We start from the raw sequence: 16,078 nt of genomic DNA on the forward strand, positions 1-16,078 counted from the left end.
GGGCCCGGGGGGGTTCTCCGGGGGGGTCCGCGTGGGGGGGGGGGGGGCCCGGGGGCGGCCCCCCCCCCCCCGGGCCCCCCACCGCGTCCGGTCCTCAGCGGGACGACCGGAGGACCGTGGCCGGAGTCGCACGGTCGGAAGAACACGGTCAGAAGAACACCGACCGCCGCTGCACCAGCAGCTGGTACAGGGTGTGCTGGATGGTCTCGCGCACCTCGTCGGCCAGGTCGAAGACCAGCATCGGGTCGTCCGCCGCCTCCGGCGGATGGCCGTCGGTGGCGATCGGCTCACCGAAGCGGATCGTCCACTTGGTCGGCAGCGGCAGCATCCCGAGCGGCCCCAGCCACGGGAAGGTCGGCGTGATCGGCACGTACGGCAGGCCGAGCAGCCGGGCCAGCGTCTTCACGTTGCCGATCATCGGGTAGGTCTCCTCCGCCCCGACGATCGAGCAGGGCACGATCGGCACCCCCGCGCGCAGCGCCGAGGAGACGAAGCCGCCGCGGCCGAAGCGCTGGAGCTTGTAGCGCTCGGAGAACGGCTTGCCGATGCCCTTGAAGCCCTCCGGCCAGACCCCGACCAACTCGCCGCGCGCCAGCAGCGCCTGGGCGTCCTCGTTGCAGGCCAGGGTGTGGCCGGCCTTGCGGGCCAGCTCGTTGACGCCCGGCAGCACGAAGACCAGGTCGGCCGCGAGCATCCGCAGGTGCCGGCGGTGCGGGTGGTGGTCGTGGATGGCCACCTGGGTCATCAGGGCGTCCAGCGGGATGGTGCCGGAGTGGTTGGCGACGATCAGGGCGCCGCCCTCGGCCGGGACGTGCTCGATCCCCTGGACGTCGATCCGGAAGTACTTCTCGGCCAGCGGGCGCAGCAGCGAGAGCAGCACCTCCTCGGTGAGCTCCCGGTCGAAGCCGAACTCGTCGACCTCGTAGTCGCCGGTGATCCGGCGCCGCAGGAAGGCCAGCCCCTCGGTGGCCCGGCCCTCCCAGCCCTTGCCGAACAGCCGGGTGGCCGCCGGGCCGAGCTGGCCGGACAGCGCCCCGCCGACGGCCCCGGCGAGCCGGTCGGCCAGGCCGGGGGCCTGCGGCGAGCTCCAGCTGGGGGCGGACTCGATCGGGATGACCTTGGCCTCGCCCGGTGCGTTGTCGGCGGCGGCACTCATCGCGGGTTCAGCTCCTCGGGCGGCGGGTCGGTACGGCGGGGGCGGCCCCTTCGGGGCCGAGCAGGGCGGTCAGCCGGTCGGTGACGGCGGCCAGCCGCTCCGGCGGCAGCAGGCCGGGGCCCCGTGCGGCGGCGAAGTCGGCGAAGGCCTCCGGGGTGCTGAACGCCGGACGGTAGCCGAAGGTCTCCCGCAGCCGCGTGGTGTCCACCACCCGGCCGTGGGTGAGCAGCCGCAGCTGCTCGGGCGAGACGTCGACCAGCCGGGTCTGCCGGGCCAGCACGGCCATCCAGCTGACCGCGGGCAGCAGCAGCGGCAGGGTGGGGCGGCCGAGCCTGCGGGCGCACTGGGAGAGCAGCAGCACGCCCTCCCCCGCCACGTTGAAGGTGCCGGTGTTGACGGTGCCGGGCTCGGGCTCGCCGGCGGCCCGGCAGAGCACCGCGACGGCGTCGTCCTCGTGCACGAACTGCAGCCTGGGGTCGTAGCCGAGCACCGTCGGCAGCACCGGCAGCGCGAAGTACTCGCTGAGCGGGGTGTCGGCGCCCGGGCCGACGATGTTGGCGAAGCGCAGCACCGTCACCGCGACGTCCGGGCGGCGCCGGGCGAAGCCGCGGACGTAGCCCTCCACCTCGGCCGCGTCCTTGGCGAAGCCGCCGCCGGGCGGGTCCTTCGGCTGGATCCGCTCGCTGAACACCGCCGGGTCGCGGGGCGCGGAGCCGTAGACGCCGGTGGTGGACTTCACCACCAGCCGGCGCACCCCGGGCGCCTTCTGGCAGGCGCCGAGCAGCTGCATGGTGCCGATGACGTTGGACTCCTTCACCGCGGAGCGGTTGGTGGAACCCAGACCGGTGGCGCTGACGCTCAGGTGCACCACGGTGTCCACCCGGTGCTCGGCGATCACCCGGGAGACCGCGGGGCGGCGCAGGTCGAGCTGGTGGAAGGTGTACGGGGCGGCGGGCCCGTCCGGCTCCCGGGGCGGCAGCCGCGGCGGCTGCACGTCCACGCCGACGACCCGGTCCACCCCCGGGCGGCGACGGAGCTCGGCGGCGAAACGGGCACCGAGATGGCGTGCCACGCCGGTGACGAGCACGACCACACCCACGGTGCTGCACCCCATTCCCTCGACCCGAGCGGCCTGCGTGCACCGTACCGCGCCGCCCCACCGGGCCGTGAAACGACACCGCCCGCCCCGGGCCACGAGGGCCGGGACGGGCGGTGGAAGCGCTGGGCGCGCTCAGCGCGGCCGGGGGCGCTTACTTCTTGTTGCGACGCTGAACGCGGGTCCTCTTCAGAAGCTTGCGGTGCTTCTTCTTGGCCATACGCTTGCGACGCTTCTTGATGACAGAGCCCACGGAACAACCCTCGCTCACTGAGACTCTCGTCCGTGAGAGACGGAGTCCATACGACTGACGTGAGGGCCTAGCCTACCGTCCGCGTGGCCCGGGCCGTAATCGCGCTCCCTTGAAGCGGGAAACTCGCGGGAAATCCGGGGCGAACGGGGACGGATCCACGGCTGTGGACCCGCCCCCGACCGCCCCCTCGGCTACGCGCTCTCGAGCCGCACGTAGGACTCCTTGAGGTACTCGTGCACCGCCTGCTGGGGCACCCGGAAGGACCGTCCGACCCGGATGGCCGGCAGCTCTCCGCTGTGCACCAAGCGGTACACCGTCATCTTGGACACCCGCATGACCGCGGCCACCTCGGCCACGGTCAGGAAGACGACTTCCTGCAGGGGACGCTCGACGGAACTCATGACCATCACCCGACCCTTACCCGTGTGCAAGGCACCGGCTTCCCCTCCGGTGACTCCACCGGCACACGTGTATCCCCAGAGTAGTTATGGGTGGTACCAGTGGGAAGAGGGGAGGTGCAGTCCTCGTACGGTGAGAGATAGGACCGTTGCAGTACGTAGTCACTCGGCGGTTCGCCCCAGGGGGCGTACGCACGGCCCGGCCGGCGCGCGGCCGGGGCGGCTGATTCAGGCCAGCAGACCGTGGTGGGGGAACACCGCGCGGCGGGCCGCGAGGATGGCCTGATCGAGTCGGTCGGCCGGATCGTAACCCGAGTCGAAGTCGCGCCAGGACGGGCGGGCGCCGTCGGTCATCCGCAGCGGGGCCGGGCGGCGGGTGCGGCGGTAGACCTCGGCGCGCCAGGACTCGGGGGTCTCGGTGGCCGGGTCGACGGGCCGGCCGGCGGCGGTGGCGACCAGGTGGGTCCAGCTGCGCGGGACGACGTCCACCACGGCGTAGCCGCCCCCGCCGGTGGCCACCCAGCGGCCGCCGGTGAGCCGGTGGGCCAGCCCGTGCAGCTCCTCGGCGATCAGCCGCTGGGCGTCCACCGTGACGGCGAGGTGGGCCAGCGGGTCCTCCAGATGGGTGTCCGCGCCGTGCTGGGTGACCAGGACCTGCGGCCGGAAGGCGGCGAGCAGTTCGGGCACCAGGGCGTGGAAGGCGCGCAGCCAGCCGGCGTCGCCGGTGCCGGCGGGCAGCGGCAGGTTGGCGGCGGAGCCGGGGGCGTCCGGGCCGCCGGTCTCGGTGGGCCAGCCGGTCTGCGGGAAGAGCGTGGCCGGGTGCTCGTGCAGCGAGACGGTCAGGACCCGGGGGTCGTTCCAGAAGGCCTCCTGGACGCCGTCGCCGTGGTGGACGTCCACGTCGACGTAGGCGACCCGTTCGGCGCCGAGTTCGAGCAGCCGGGCGATCGCCAGGGCCGGGTCGTTGTAGACGCAGAAGCCGGAGGCCTTGCCGGGCATCGCGTGGTGCAGTCCGCCGGCGAAGTTGACGGCGTGCGGGGTCTCGCCGTGCCAGACCGCCTCGGCGGCGGCGACCGACTGGCCGGCGATCAGCGCGGCGGCCGAGTGGACGGCCGGGAACGACCAGTTGTCGTCGGTGCCGAGCCCGTGCCGGGGGTCCGACTGCTCGGGGTGGGCGGCGGCGTGCTTGACCGCCTCCACGTACTCCTTGGTGTGCACCAGCTGCAGGGTGGACTCCCCGGCGGCCGGCGCGGACCGCACCGTCACCCCGGGCCCGGTGGCGAGTCCGAGGGCCTCGACCAGGCGCATGGTCAGCGCGAGCCGGGCCGGGTCCATCGGGTGGCCGGGGCCGAAGTCGTAGGCGGTGACGGCCTCGTCCCAGTAGAGGTGCAGGCCGCAGGAGGAGTCACGCTCGGCTTCGGGCATGGCCTCCACCGTAGTGGGTGGGGGCGGCGGGCCCCGCCCGCCCCCACCGTCAGGCGGCGGCGGGGGCCGGCCGCGGTGCGGGTGCCGGGGCGAAGCGCTCGGCCAGCGGCAGCACGGCGAGCACCAGCAGCATCGGGGCGAGCAGCGCCCAGCGGTACGAGCCGGCGTCCGCGATCGCCCCGACCAGTGGTGAACCGACCAGGAAGCCCACGTAGTTGAAGAGGTTGAGCCGGGCCACGGCGGCGTCCGAGTCGGCCGGGAAGAGCCGGCCGCCGGCCGCGAACACCTGCGGGATGATCGCGCAGATGCCGAAGCCCAGCACGGTGAACGCGGCGATGCCCGCCCAGGGGGCGGGCGCCAGCGCGGCCAGCCCGAAGCCCAGCGCGGCCAGCGCGGCGCCGGAGCGCACCACCGGGACGGCGCCGAAGCGCTGCACCGCGCGGTCGCCCAGGAGCCGGCCGAGCAGCATCGCCACCATGTAGCCGAGGTAGGAGAGTTTGGCGAGGTCCTCCCGGCTGCCCAGGCCGTCGGTGAGGTACTTGACGCTGTAGTTGGAGACCGAGGCGTCCGCGATGTACGCGAAGGCCATCGCCAGGCAGAGCGGCAGCAGCGGGCGCCAGGGGATGGGCCGGGCGGCGGCCTCCGCGGCGTCCCGGACGGCGTCGCCGAGTTCGGCCGGTCCGGCGAACCTGGTGCCGGTCAGCACCGCGAGCGGGGCGACCACCGCCGCGGCCGTGCCGAACAGCACCGGCAGTCCCAGGTCGTAGTGCGAGCCGAGGCCGGCGACCGCGGCGCCGAGGATGCCGCCGAGGCTGAACGCCGCATGGAAGCCGATCATGATCGAGCGGCCGTAGCGGTGCTGGAGGCCGACCCCGAGCATGTTCATACTGGCGTCCAGCGCCCCCACCAGCAGCCCGAAGGCGCCCAGCGCGAGGGCCAGTTGCCACAGCGTGCCACCCAGCCCGGCGCCCGCCAGGCTGAGGCAGACGGCCGGCTGGACGACCCGCAGCACAGCCCGGGCGCCGGTGCGCTTCACCAGCTGCTCGGAGAGGATCGAGCCCACCCCGGCCAGGATCGGCACCGCGGCGAGGAAGACCGGCAGCAGGCCGTCGCTCAGCCCGTACCGGTGCTGGATCTCCGGGATGCAGGTGACCAGCAGCGCGAAGGTGGTGCCCTGGAGCAGGAAGCTGACGGCGAGCGCGGCCCGCCCGGCCCGCAGGCCGGGCGGGACGACAGGGGGGACGACGCTCATGCGGGACCTCGCTACTGGCCGGTAGAACGATGTTGGCCGAGAGCGTAGGGCGTGCGCCGCCTTTGCGGGAGGGGTCGCGCAGCGGTCATTTCCCGCCGGAGGCCAGCTCCCGGGAGCGGTCCCGGGCCGCCTCCAGGGCGCCGAGCAGCGCGGCCCGCACCCCGTGGTTCTCCAGCTCGCGGATCGCCGCGATGGTGGTGCCGGCCGGGGAGGTGACCGCCTCGCGCAGCTTGACCGGATGCTCGCCGGAGTCGCGCAGCATCACCGAGGCGCCGATCGCGGACTGCACGATCAGGTCGTGCGCCACCTGCCGGGGCAGGCCGAGCAGGATGCCCGCGTCGGTCATCGCCTCGACCAGGAAGTAGAAGTAGGCCGGGCCCGAGCCGGACAGCGCGGTGGCCGCGTCCTGCTGGGCCTCCGGCAGCCGCAGCGCCTTGCCGACCGAGCTGAAGATCTCCTCGGCGCGCGCCAGGTGCTCCTCCCGGGCGTGCGAGCCGCCGGAGATGACGCTCATCCCCTCGTCCACCAGCACCGGCGTGTTGGGCATCACCCGCACCACCGGGGTGCCGGCCGCGAGCCGCTCCTCGAACCAGGCGGTCGGGACGCCGGCCGCCGCCGAGATCACCAGCCGGTCCGGGCTGATGTGCGGGGCCAGCTCCTCCAGCAGGGCGCCCATGTCCTGCGGCTTGACCGCGAGGATCAGGGTGTCGGCGAGCTTGGCGGCCTCGGCGTTGGAGACGGCCACCACGCCGTAGCGGTCGGCGAGTTCGGCCGCGCGCTCGGGGCGGCGGGCGGTCACCAGGACGTCCGCCGGGTCGGTGCCGGCCCGCAGCAGACCGGAGAGCAGGGCCTCGCCGATCTTGCCGGTGCCCAGGAAGGCGATCTTCTGTCCGTGTGCTGCGCTGCTGCCCATGGTCCGCTCCTTGCCTCGGTACTGCGGCCATCCTCGCACCGCCCGGCGGCGCCCGTCCGGACCGTCCGGTCCGTGGTCCGCGGGGCTCCGGCGGGCCGGGGACGGCCCGGGAGCACCGGAAGGGTCCGGGCGCGCGGGCTTTGCCCCTAGGGAGAAAACTCGGGGGTTTCCCCTATGGCCTCCGGGCCCGGGCGGGCGCACCGTGGAGCCATGGCACACGACGAAATGTCCCGACGTGAGAACCGGCAACTCGCCGACGCCTCGGCGACGATGGGCCCGTGGCGGACGGCCGCGGGAGTCGGTGCGGTGGTGGGCGCGACCGCCCTGGGGGTCGAGGCGATCTCCGGGGACTGGTCACTGGCCATGCTGGCCGGACCGGCCGGCTGGGCCCTGTTCTTCCTCTTCCTGGTCGGCACCGTCGGCGGTCAGCTGCGCCGCGACACCACCGACCGGCGGCTGCGCCGCTGGGCCGACGCGCACCCGTGGCAGTCGGCGCTCCCGGCGGCCGGCGGACTGCTGGTGCTGAACACCCTGGCGCAGTACTTCCTCGGCGACAGCGGGCTGTTCGGGTCCTTCTTCATCTCGCTGCTGCCGGCCGGCCTGCTGCTGGTGATCGCCGGGGTGGTGGGCTCGGTGAAGCAGGCCCGCGGCAAGGGCTAGGGCCCGGGCGCCGGGTCGGCGGTCAGCGCTTGCGCTTGCCGCCGGGTCGGCCGCTGCGGCCGGTCTGGCGCTTCTCGTACTGCTCGACGGCCTTCCGGTGGGCGTCCCGCCGGACGGCCTCGCCGGGGGCCTCGACCAGGCTGCGGGCGAAGTAGGCGGCCAGGCTGCCGACCCCGCCGATCAGCCAGACGGCGCCGAGCGACTTGTCCTCGGCCATCCAGCCGGTCAGCTGGTCCCTGCCCTCGGTGAGGACCTTCCAGGTGCGCCGGACGGCCATCAGCGAGCAGACCGCGATGGCGGCGGTCAGCAGCCCGTTCAGGAAGCCGCCGCTCTCGGAGAGGGCGATGCCCTCGACGCCGAAGCGCAGCACCAGTGCGGCGGCGGCGGTGGCGGCCAGGGCGCCGACCGAGACGCCGACCCGGCGCAGCCAGTAGCCGTTGTCCCGGTGGAGCCAGGAGGTGCCGAAGAAGCGGATCGGCTCCGGCTCGGGGGCGCCGGCGGGCTTGGGGGCGGGGGTGGGGGGCTGCTCGCTCACGTCGTCGATTATCACCCGGGCACCGCGGAACGAGGGAGGAGCCGTCCCGGGCGGGACGGCTCCTCCGGGGCGTGCGGGGTCAGCCGAGCTTGCTGACGTCCCGGACGGCGCCCTTGTCGGCCGAGGTGGCCATCGCCGCGTAGGCCCGCAGCGCCTGGCTGACCTGGCGCTCGCGGTTCTGCGGCCGGTAGCCGTGCCCGGCCTCCAGCGCCCGACGGCGCTCGGCGAGGACCTCGTCCGGGACCTCCAGGGAGATCGTCCGGGCCGGGATGTCGATGGCGATGGTGTCGCCGTCCTCGACCAGCGCGATGATGCCGCCGGAGGCCGCCTCCGGGGAGGCGTGGCCGATGGACAGGCCCGAGGTGCCGCCGGAGAACCGGCCGTCGGTGATCAGCGCGCAGGCCTTGCCGAGGCCGCGGCCCTTGAGGAAGGAGGTCGGGTAGAGCATCTCCTGCATGCCCGGGCCGCCCTTGGGGCCCTCGTAGCGGATGACGACGACGTCGCCCTCCTTGATCCGCTTGGCGAGGATCGCCTCGACCGCGGCCTCCTGGGACTCGCAGACCACCGCCGGGCCGCTGAACGTCCAGATGGACTCGTCGACGCCGGCCGTCTTCACGATGCAGCCGTCCTCGGCGAGGTTGCCGTACAGCACGGCGAGGCCGCCCTCGACCGAGTAGGCGTGCTCGACGCTGCGGATGCAGCCGCCGGCGGCGTCGGTGTCCAGCGACTCCCAGCGCTCGGACTGCGAGAAGGCCTCGGCGGAGCGCTTGCAGCCGGGTGCGGCGTGCCACAGCTCGACGGCCTCGGCGGAGGGCGAACCGCCGCGCACGTCCCAGGTCTTGAGCCACTCGGCGAGCGAGTCGGAGTGCACGGTGTGGACGTCCTCGTTGAGCAGCCCGCCCCGGTACAGCTCGCCGAGGATGGCCGGGATGCCGCCGGCCCGGTGCACGTCCTCCATGTAGTACGAGCCGTTGGGCGCGACCTTGGACAGGCAGGGCACCCTGCGGGAGACCGCGTCGATGGCCCGCATGTCGAAGTCCAGCTCGGCCTCCTGGGCGGCGGCGAGCAGGTGCAGGATGGTGTTGGTCGAGCCGCCCATGGCGATGTCCAGGGCCATGGCGTTCTCGAAGGCGGCGCGGCTCGCGATCGCGCGCGGCAGCACCGAGGCGTCGTCCTGGCCGTAGTGGCGGTTGGTGATCTCGACGACCGTGCGCCCGGCCCGCTCGTACAGCGCCCGGCGGGCGGTGTGGGTGGCGAGCACCGAGCCGTTGCCGGGCAGCGAGAGGCCGATCGCCTCGGTGAGGCAGTTCATCGAGTTGGCGGTGAACATGCCCGAGCAGGACCCGCAGGTCGGGCAGGCGTTCTCCTCGATGATCGCGATGTCCTCGTCGGAGACGTTCTCGTTGACCGCCTGGGAGATCGCGTCGATCAGGTCCAGCTTGCGCACGGTGCCGTCGACCAGGGTGGCCTTGCCGGCCTCCATCGGACCGCCGGAGACGAACACGGTCGGGATGTTGAGGCGCAGCGCGGCCATCAGCATGCCGGGGGTGATCTTGTCGCAGTTGGAGATGCAGATCAGCGCGTCGGCGCAGTGCGCGTTCACCATGTACTCGACCGAGTCGGCGATCAGGTCGCGCGAGGGCAGCGAGTAGAGCATGCCGCCGTGGCCCATCGCGATGCCGTCGTCGACGGCGATGGTGTTGAACTCGCGCGGGATGCCCCCGGCCTCCTTGATCGCCTCGGAGACGATCCGGCCGACCGGCTGGAGGTGGGTGTGGCCGGGGACGAACTCGGTGAAGGAGTTGGCGACCGCGATGATCGGCTTGCCGAAGTCCTCGCGGGCTACGCCGGCGGCCCGGAGAAGCGCCCGGGCGCCTGCCATGTTGCGACCGTGGGTGACCGTACGGGACCTCAGCTCGGGCACTGTGCTCCACTCCTTCGGGGCTCTCGCCGACGCCCCGCCGGTGATCAGGGTGCGGGGGCCGTTGTGGCTTACGAGCCTACGCCCGCCGTCCGGCCGGCGGACGGCGCGTCCGCGATGCGGGCAGCCGGGGCGGGGTGCGTACGGGGACCGGCGGCGGACGGACGGGCGGGCGGCATGCGGGCGGGCGGCGGGCGGGCGGGCGGCATGCGGGCGGGCGGGCGGCGGACGGGCGGCGTGCGGTCAGGCCGGCTTGACGGCCACGGTGAGGTCCAGGGTGAACGGTTCTGCGACCACGCCGTCCGGGAACTCGACGGCCATCGCCGCCCGCTCGGCGGCCAGCACCGGGGCGCGCTCCTCGGGGCTGAGCGAGGCCAGGTAGGAGCGGGAGGTCAGGTCGGTGAGCACGTGCTCGACGGTGACCTGCCGCTCCCAGCGCAGCACCGTCCGCTCGACCACCAGGCCGGCCGGGGCGAAGTGCCGGGTGTGGCCGCTGATCCCGCCGTAGCCGCGGTAGCGGCCGGGCAGCGCGGCGGCCAGCCGCTCGGCCCGGGCCCGGACCCACGGCACGGTCTCGTCGTGCACGTTCCACCAGGTGGCCAGGGCGCCGCCCGGCCGCAGCACCCGGAGGGCCTCCGGGACGGACCGCTCGGGCCTGGTCCAGTGGAAGGCCTGGGCGTAGCCGATCAGGTCGGCGGAGGCGTCGTGGAAGGGCAGGTCGTCGCCCGTCCCGCGGACCAGCGGCAGGGCCGGCGAGGAGGCCAGGAACTGGGCGGCCATGCCGTCGCTGGGCTCGACGGCGACGACCTCGGCACCCCGGGCGGCCAGCAGCCGGGTCGCGATGCCCGTCCCGGCGCCGACGTCCAGGACCCGGGCGCCCTTGAGGCCGCGACCCCAGATCCGCTCCACCGCGTCGAACAGCTCGTCGGGGTAGCCGGGGCGGCCCCGGTCGTACTCGGCGGCGACCGCGCCGAAGCTCACGGCGAGTTCCCGGTAGTCCCGATCCTCCGTCATGTCTCCCCCTCCGAGCGGCAGTTCGGGCCCGGGCGGGCCCGGTGCTCAGCGTACGCGCGAGGGGGTGGCGAGGTGCAAGCGGGTGAAGGCGAGGGCCTCGGCCAGGTCGGCCTCGCGTTCGGCGGGGGACGCGGAGCGGCGGGTGTTGACCTCCAGCACCACGTGGCCGTCGAAGCCGGTGCGGGCGAGGTGCTCCAGCAGTTCGGCGCAGGGCTGCTTGCCCCGGCCGGGGATCAGGTGCTCGTCCTTGCCGGAGCCGCTGCCGTCGGCCAGGTGGACGTGGGCGAGCCGGTCGCCCATCCGCTCGACCATGGCGAAGGTGTCGATCCGGGAGGTGGCCACGTGCGAGAGGTCGATGGTGAAGTGCCGGTACTCCTCGTCGGTGACGTCCCAGCCGGGGGCGTACGCCAGCACCTCGCGGTCGCGGTAGCGCCACGGGTACATGTTCTCGACGGCGAAGCGGACGTCGGTCTCGCCCGCCATCCGGTTGATGCCCTCGACGAACTCGCGGGCGTACTGCCGCTGCCAGCGGAACGGCGGGTGCACCACGACGGCGCTCGCGCCGAGCTTCTCGGCCGCCGCCCGGGCCCGGACCAGCTTGGTCCACGGGTCGGTGGTCCAGACCCGCTGGGTGATCAGCAGGCAGGGGGCGTGCACGGCCAGGATCGGCAGCTGGTGGGCGTCGGAGAGGCGGCGCAGCGCCTCCAGGTCCTGGCTGACCGGGTCGTTCCAGACCATCACCTCGACCCCGTCGTAGCCGAGCTTGGCGGCCAGTTCGAAGGCGACGGCGGTGCTCGCCGGGTACACCGAGGCGGTGGACAGCGCCACCTTGGTGTCCGGGATGTGCAGGGTCGGGTGCTGGGGCAGCACCAGCCGGTCGGTGGTGCGCAGCAGCGGCGGGCGGGCGGCGTCGCGCTTGGCGGCCTTCACCGAGCGGACGGACTGGACGGCGGCCTTGGCGGCGCCGGCGGCCTTGCGCGCCGCGGTCTTCTTGGCGGGGGCTGGGGCGGAGGCGGCGGGGGCGTCGGCGGGGGCCTTGGCGCTCTTGGCCGCCTTCGCGCTCTTGGCGACCTTGGCCACCTTCGCGGCCTTGGCCACCTTGCCCGCCTGTGCCGCGGTGGCGCCCTTGACCGCCTTGCCGAGCCCGGCCTTGCCGAGTCGGCCGCGCGGGCCGGCCGGCCGCGGCTGCCCGTCCGCTCCGGGAGCGCGGCCCTCCTGCGTTCCGTCCTCGCCCGCTGGTTGCACCACGGGAGACAGCGTAAGCGGAGCGCGCCCCGAACGGGGGCGGACGCCCGGCGGAGTGACCGCCGGCACGCTCCCCCGCTACTGGGTGAGCGCGGGGCGGCGCTGGTCGGTGGGACTGTCCATGGCGTCCAGCTCGCGCAGGATGATGCCCTCGCGCAGCGCCCACGGACAGACGTCCAGCTCGTCCAGGCCGAACAGGTCCATCGCGGCGTCCGCGACCAGGGCCCCGGCCAGCAGCTGCTTGGCCCGGCCCTCGGAGACCCCGGGGATCTGCGCGCGCTCGGCGACGGTCATCGTGGACAGCCGCGGCAGCCAGGCGGCGAGCCCGCTGCGGGTGAGCCGGCGGTCGGCGTACGGGCCGGCGTCGGCGGGGGCGGCGCCGGTCATCCGGGCCAGCTGCTTGAAGGTCTTGGAGGTGGCGACGGCGTGCTGCGGCGCCCCGAGCCGGGAGATCTCGCCGACCACGTTGGCGATCTCGGCGCGGACGTGCCGTCTCAACTCGCGCAGCGCGTCCGGGTCGGCGACGTCCCCGGGCAGCCAGCGGGCGGTCAGCCGCCCGGCGCCGAGCGGCAGCGAGCAGGCGACGTCCGGCTGCTCGTCCAGGCCGCAGGCGATCTCCAGGGAGCCGCCGCCGATGTCCAGGTTGAGCAGCCGGCCCGAGGACCAGCCGAACCAGCGCCGGACGGCCAGGAAGGTGAGCCGGGCCTCGTCCTGCCCGGAGAGCACCCGGAGTTCGACCCCGGTCTCGGCGGCGACCCGGCGCAGCACCTGCTCGCCGTTGGCGGCCTCGCGGACGGCCGAGGTGGCGAACGGCAGGATGTCGACCACGCCCTTGTCCTCGGCGACCCGCAGCGAGGAGGCGATGTGGCCGATCAGCCGGTCGACGCCGGCCTCGCTTATCGCGCCGGAGCCGTCGAGCAGCTCGGCCAGGCGCAGTTCGGCCTTGTGCGAGTAAGCGGCCAGCGGGGCGGCACCCGGATGGGCGTCCACCACGAGGAAGTGGACCGTGTTGGAACCTACGTCGAGTACACCGAGTCGCATAACTCTCCACGCTACGCGATCCGGCCGTGGAGGAGATCGGTTGTGACCGTATTCGCGCTGGTCCAGGTCGTTCCCGACCGTTCCGGGTGCGATCGGTGGGTGGTGCCCGACGGCCGTGCGCTCAGTGGCCGCGCGCTCAGTGGCCGCGCGGACCGGACCGGCGCTCGGTGCGGCAGTTGGCGTCCAGCCAGCGGCGGGCCGGGCCCGGGGTGTCGGTGATCAGGCCGTCCGCGTCCCGGGCGGTCATCAGCTGCCAGGCCTCGGCGTCGTCCAGCGTCCAGACGTAGACCTCGCGCCCGGCCTTGCGCTCGGCCGCGATCCGGGTGGCACTGGCCAGGCCCGCGTCCAGGGCGATGCCGTCCAGCTTGAGGTCCCCCGGGTCCTCGGCGATCCCGCCGCTCTGGATCAGCACCACCGGCAGCGCGGGGGCCACCGCGTGGGCCTGGCGCAGGTTGGCGACCGAGAAGGAGTAGAGCACGACGTGCGCCCGGCTGCCGGCCGCGATCCGGGCGATCCGGGTGACGTCCTCGGGGCGCTGCCACTTGATCTCCATCAGCAGCGTGGCGCTGCTGGTGGAGAGCCGCGTCAGCAGTTCCTCCAGGGTCGGGACGGGCTGGGCACCGCCCGGGCCGACGGTCACCCGCAGGGCGGCGACCTGGGCGGCGGTCAGGTCCGCGACGGCGCCCTTGCCGTTGGTGGTGCGGTCCACGGTCGGGTCGTGCATCAGCACCGGGACGCCGTCCCGGGTGGTCTGCACGTCGGTCTCCAGCCAGTCCGCGCCCTGGTTCAGCGCGGTGTCGAAGGAGGCCATGGTGTTCTCGGGCGCGTTGAACGGCGCACCCCGGTGCCCGATCACCACCGGGGACGCGCACACCGGCGGCGCGGTGGCCGAGCGGGCCTGCAGCGCGGGACCGGCGGAGGCGCACCCGGTGGCCAGGACCGCGAGCGCGGCGAGGGCGGCCGTCTGGGCGGCGCGGGGCGGGGCGGTCACGGCTCGGTGCTCCGGTTTCGGTCGCTCGGGGTCGGTTGCTCGGGGTCGGTTGCTCGGGGTGGTTCGCTCGGGTCGGCTGGTACGCGGTCGTCCGATCCTCCTGACAGCCCCGCACCGACGTCCGGTTCCCCGGTCCGCCGGGATCGCCGGGATCGGCCGGATCGCCACGGCCCGCGGCCGGATCAGAGCAGGCCGTCCCACAACTGTTCCACGATGACGGCCCACCAGTTCTCCGGATCGCCGTAGACCGTACCGTCCAGCTCCGCCAGCCCCCGCTGCAGGGCGTCCACCGCCGTACCCGCCGCGGCCGGATCCAGCCCGCGCAGGGTCGGCCACCAACCGGCGAACAGCTCCAGGCAGCGGACGAAGGCCCGCAGGTCGGCGTTGCAGTGCCGGGCCGTCGCGTCGTCCGGGTCCACCGCCCGGACGGCGCCCTCCACCGGGTCGAGGGTGATCAGCGCCCAGCCGTCCGTCCCCAGCACCAGCTGCCCGGCCGCCGCCGTCCGCTCCCGCTCGGCCGCCCGGGTGCCGCGGCCGAGCGCGGCGAGGTACGGCGCGAGCGGGGGCAGCACGGTGCCCGGGCGGGAGCCGTCCGCGATCGCCTCCGCACCCGGGTGGTGCAGCGCGAAGAAGCCGTCCACCGCCCTCGGCAGCCCGACCGCCAGCAGCAGCGCCGCCGCCTCCCCGGGCAGCTCCGCGCGCACCACCTCCGCCGGGTCGAAGCGCTGCACGCCCGCCGGACCGAACCGCCCGGCCAGCCGCTGCGCCAGCGCGGCGTCCGGCTCCGCCGGCAGCGGCGGCACCGCCCGCGGGAACGGCACCCGGTTGCGCCCCGGCCCGTCCGTCGCGTCCGACGCGTCCGTCGCGTCCGGCCCGGCGGGCAACTCCCGTACGGCGGCGGCCCGGTGGTCGAAGCGCGGGCCGTACGGCAGGTCGAAGTCCAGCCGGGCGTGCGGCAGTTCGGCCGCCAGCGCATACGACCAGTAGCCGCCGGGCAGGGCCGCCATCCGCAGGTCGGTCCGCACCGCCAGCACGTCCTCCGCCGTGACGCCCCGCTCCCGCAGCCACCACCAGCCGCGCAGCGCCGGATGCGGCAGCCCGGCGGCCGAGCGCAGCGCCAACGTGCGGGTGGCGCCGGTGCCGTCCCGGTACGTCAGCTCGGCCCGGGCGCCCCGGCCGGTGGCCGGCGGCCGGGTCGGGTCGTGGCCGCCCGCACCGACGAAGTCCCGGTAGAGCCCGACCACTTCGTCCACCGGCACGGACGGCCAGACCGTGAACCGCCCGCTCTCCCGGTCCACCACGGCACACGCGGCCCCGACCTCCTCGGGCGCCCGGCGCTCCCCCGTCCGCGGGTCCACCTCCACCCGCGGCGGCTCCGCCCAGAGCACCCACCCCAGCTCGAACTCGTGCGCGCACACCCGCCGTGCCACCCCGGCCCCCTGCGGCAGGTCCCCGTTGATCCACCGGTGCCCCGCCTCCACCGCCTGCGCCCGAGCGATCACGCGTCCACCCCCGTCGAACCGAATCCGAACGCCACCATCATCCAGCCCCGATCAGCCACCGGGGACGACACTGGACCCCGCCCGCCCGACCATGACCTCCGGAGGAACGGTGAACACCACACCCGTGCACGGCCGACAGCCCGTCGCCCGCACCCAGGGCGCCGTCGCCGCAGCCCTCCCCCCGGCACAGCGGAAGGAGTTCCACCGGGAGATGGACGAGGCAGACGAGGAGACGATCGACGGCGTCCTGCGCCGCTGGTGGCTGCGCGCACAGCTCTACCGCGACCCGGAGGGCGACCGCATCCACACCGCCGTCCGGTCCGGCACCGCTCCCGGCACTCCTGCGTCCACGGTCCTGCGCCGGCTCGGGGCGCCGTGAGCCTCAGGTCCGCGACTCGGGGCACCGCTCCCGCCCCTCGTCGATCGCGGCCAGGACGTCCACCGTGCTGACGCCGGCGCTGGTCTCCCGATCCAGTCGGGCCACCGTCTCCGCCAGCGTGGGCTTGGAGGTCTCGCGCGCGATGAGGTCCAGGACATAGGCGTTGAGCGACTTGCCGGCCCGGGCCGCACGAACTTCGAGGATCCGGAGCTGGTCTTCCGGGACGTCCCGGATCGTCAGGGCGGTCATGCCTGGAAGGTAGCGCTGCTGCACGCATCTCCGCGTGCAGCAGCGCTG

Annotated in this window: 17 protein-coding genes; 2 read left to right on the forward strand and 15 right to left on the reverse strand. The window is 74.6% G+C overall.

What is annotated here, in order from left to right:
• Positions 1 to 148: 148 nt before the first annotated feature.
• The 7 genes from ACFV8H_RS28335 to proC form a co-directional block, all read right to left on the reverse strand.
• A complete protein-coding gene (locus ACFV8H_RS28335; RefSeq protein WP_380405427.1) occupies positions 149 to 1,156 on the reverse strand; it encodes a lysophospholipid acyltransferase family protein in 1,008 nt (335 codons plus the stop codon).
• Between the two features lie 7 nt (positions 1,157 to 1,163).
• On the reverse strand, positions 1,164 to 2,255 hold the full coding sequence (locus tag ACFV8H_RS28340; protein ID WP_380405530.1) for an NAD-dependent epimerase/dehydratase family protein: 1,092 nt from the start codon (positions 2,253 to 2,255) through the stop codon (positions 1,164 to 1,166).
• A gap of 151 nt (positions 2,256 to 2,406) precedes the next feature.
• A complete protein-coding gene (locus ACFV8H_RS28345) occupies positions 2,407 to 2,505 on the reverse strand; it encodes a 30S ribosomal protein bS22 (RefSeq protein ID WP_003948845.1) in 99 nt (32 codons plus the stop codon).
• A 191-nt stretch (positions 2,506 to 2,696) separates the two neighbouring features.
• The gene (locus ACFV8H_RS28350; RefSeq protein ID WP_045699258.1) at positions 2,697 to 2,906 is read right to left on the reverse strand and encodes a helix-turn-helix domain-containing protein; all 210 of its coding nucleotides are present in this window, start codon (positions 2,904 to 2,906) and stop codon (positions 2,697 to 2,699) included.
• A 225-nt stretch (positions 2,907 to 3,131) separates the two neighbouring features.
• Positions 3,132 to 4,328, reverse strand: a complete 1,197-nt coding sequence (locus ACFV8H_RS28355) for an acetoin utilization protein AcuC (RefSeq protein WP_380405429.1) — start codon at positions 4,326 to 4,328, stop codon at positions 3,132 to 3,134.
• A gap of 49 nt (positions 4,329 to 4,377) precedes the next feature.
• Positions 4,378 to 5,580, reverse strand: a complete 1,203-nt coding sequence (locus tag ACFV8H_RS28360) for an MFS transporter (protein ID WP_380405432.1) — start codon at positions 5,578 to 5,580, stop codon at positions 4,378 to 4,380.
• A gap of 85 nt (positions 5,581 to 5,665) precedes the next feature.
• Complete coding sequence (gene proC, locus ACFV8H_RS28365; protein WP_380405435.1) at positions 5,666 to 6,493, reverse strand: pyrroline-5-carboxylate reductase; 828 nt, start codon at positions 6,491 to 6,493, stop codon at positions 5,666 to 5,668.
• A gap of 210 nt (positions 6,494 to 6,703) precedes the next feature.
• On the opposite strand from proC, the gene ACFV8H_RS28370 reads away from it, so the two are divergent.
• Positions 6,704 to 7,153 (forward strand): hypothetical protein, encoded by a 450-nt coding sequence (locus tag ACFV8H_RS28370; RefSeq protein ID WP_380405438.1) that lies wholly within the window; start codon positions 6,704 to 6,706, stop codon positions 7,151 to 7,153.
• A gap of 22 nt (positions 7,154 to 7,175) precedes the next feature.
• Here ACFV8H_RS28370 and ACFV8H_RS28375 read toward each other — a convergent pair whose 3' ends face one another.
• The 7 genes from ACFV8H_RS28375 to ACFV8H_RS28405 all read right to left on the reverse strand — a co-directional run bounded on the left by ACFV8H_RS28375 (position 7,176) and on the right by ACFV8H_RS28405 (position 15,402).
• The gene (locus tag ACFV8H_RS28375; protein ID WP_380405440.1) at positions 7,176 to 7,688 is read right to left on the reverse strand and encodes a hypothetical protein; all 513 of its coding nucleotides are present in this window, start codon (positions 7,686 to 7,688) and stop codon (positions 7,176 to 7,178) included.
• A 79-nt stretch (positions 7,689 to 7,767) separates the two neighbouring features.
• Positions 7,768 to 9,612, reverse strand: a complete 1,845-nt coding sequence (gene ilvD, locus ACFV8H_RS28380) for a dihydroxy-acid dehydratase (protein ID WP_380405443.1) — start codon at positions 9,610 to 9,612, stop codon at positions 7,768 to 7,770.
• 240 nt (positions 9,613 to 9,852) lie between these two features.
• Positions 9,853 to 10,623: a class I SAM-dependent methyltransferase gene (locus ACFV8H_RS28385; protein ID WP_380405446.1), complete on the reverse strand. Its 771-nt coding sequence runs from the start codon at positions 10,621 to 10,623 to the stop codon at positions 9,853 to 9,855.
• Positions 10,624 to 10,668: 45 nt separating this feature from the next.
• Entirely contained in the window at positions 10,669 to 11,472 is an 804-nt protein-coding gene (locus tag ACFV8H_RS28390) for a sugar phosphate isomerase/epimerase (protein WP_350507752.1), read from the reverse strand.
• A 474-nt stretch (positions 11,473 to 11,946) separates the two neighbouring features.
• Positions 11,947 to 12,909, reverse strand: coding sequence for a Ppx/GppA family phosphatase (locus ACFV8H_RS28395; protein WP_375881728.1), 963 nt, complete (start codon positions 12,907 to 12,909; stop codon positions 11,947 to 11,949).
• A gap of 136 nt (positions 12,910 to 13,045) precedes the next feature.
• Entirely contained in the window at positions 13,046 to 13,900 is an 855-nt protein-coding gene (locus ACFV8H_RS28400) for a glycerophosphodiester phosphodiesterase (protein ID WP_380405449.1), read from the reverse strand.
• Between the two features lie 182 nt (positions 13,901 to 14,082).
• Positions 14,083 to 15,402, reverse strand: a complete 1,320-nt coding sequence (locus ACFV8H_RS28405) for an SUKH-4 family immunity protein (protein ID WP_380405452.1) — start codon at positions 15,400 to 15,402, stop codon at positions 14,083 to 14,085.
• Between the two features lie 109 nt (positions 15,403 to 15,511).
• Here ACFV8H_RS28405 and ACFV8H_RS28410 point away from each other — a divergent pair, with 109 nt between their 5' ends.
• Positions 15,512 to 15,781, forward strand: coding sequence for a DUF6247 family protein (locus ACFV8H_RS28410; protein WP_380405455.1), 270 nt, complete (start codon positions 15,512 to 15,514; stop codon positions 15,779 to 15,781).
• 3 nt (positions 15,782 to 15,784) lie between these two features.
• Here ACFV8H_RS28410 and ACFV8H_RS28415 read toward each other — a convergent pair whose 3' ends face one another.
• The gene (locus ACFV8H_RS28415) at positions 15,785 to 16,030 is read right to left on the reverse strand and encodes an antitoxin (RefSeq protein WP_380405458.1); all 246 of its coding nucleotides are present in this window, start codon (positions 16,028 to 16,030) and stop codon (positions 15,785 to 15,787) included.
• Between the last annotated feature and the right edge of the window lie 48 nt (positions 16,031 to 16,078).

The organism is Kitasatospora sp. NPDC059827 (assembly GCF_042731675.1).
Taxonomy (GTDB): Bacteria; Actinomycetota; Actinomycetes; order Streptomycetales; family Streptomycetaceae; genus Kitasatospora.

Coding starts and splice junctions, on each gene's coding strand:
- ACFV8H_RS28335 (WP_380405427.1), bottom strand. CDS start 1,156: ATGAGTGCCGCCGCCGACAACGCACCGGGCGAGGCCAAGGTCATCCCG.
- ACFV8H_RS28350 (WP_045699258.1), bottom strand. CDS start 2,906: ATGAGTTCCGTCGAGCGTCCCCTGCAGGAAGTCGTCTTCCTGACCGTG.
- ACFV8H_RS28355 (WP_380405429.1), bottom strand. CDS start 4,328: ATGCCCGAAGCCGAGCGTGACTCCTCCTGCGGCCTGCACCTCTACTGG.
- ACFV8H_RS28360 (WP_380405432.1), bottom strand. CDS start 5,580: ATGAGCGTCGTCCCCCCTGTCGTCCCGCCCGGCCTGCGGGCCGGGCGG.
- proC (WP_380405435.1), bottom strand. CDS start 6,493: ATGGGCAGCAGCGCAGCACACGGACAGAAGATCGCCTTCCTGGGCACC.
- ACFV8H_RS28370 (WP_380405438.1), top strand. CDS start 6,704: ATGGCACACGACGAAATGTCCCGACGTGAGAACCGGCAACTCGCCGAC.
- ACFV8H_RS28385 (WP_380405446.1), bottom strand. CDS start 10,623: ATGACGGAGGATCGGGACTACCGGGAACTCGCCGTGAGCTTCGGCGCG.
- ACFV8H_RS28395 (WP_375881728.1), bottom strand. CDS start 12,909: ATGCGACTCGGTGTACTCGACGTAGGTTCCAACACGGTCCACTTCCTC.
- ACFV8H_RS28415 (WP_380405458.1), bottom strand. CDS start 16,030: ATGACCGCCCTGACGATCCGGGACGTCCCGGAAGACCAGCTCCGGATC.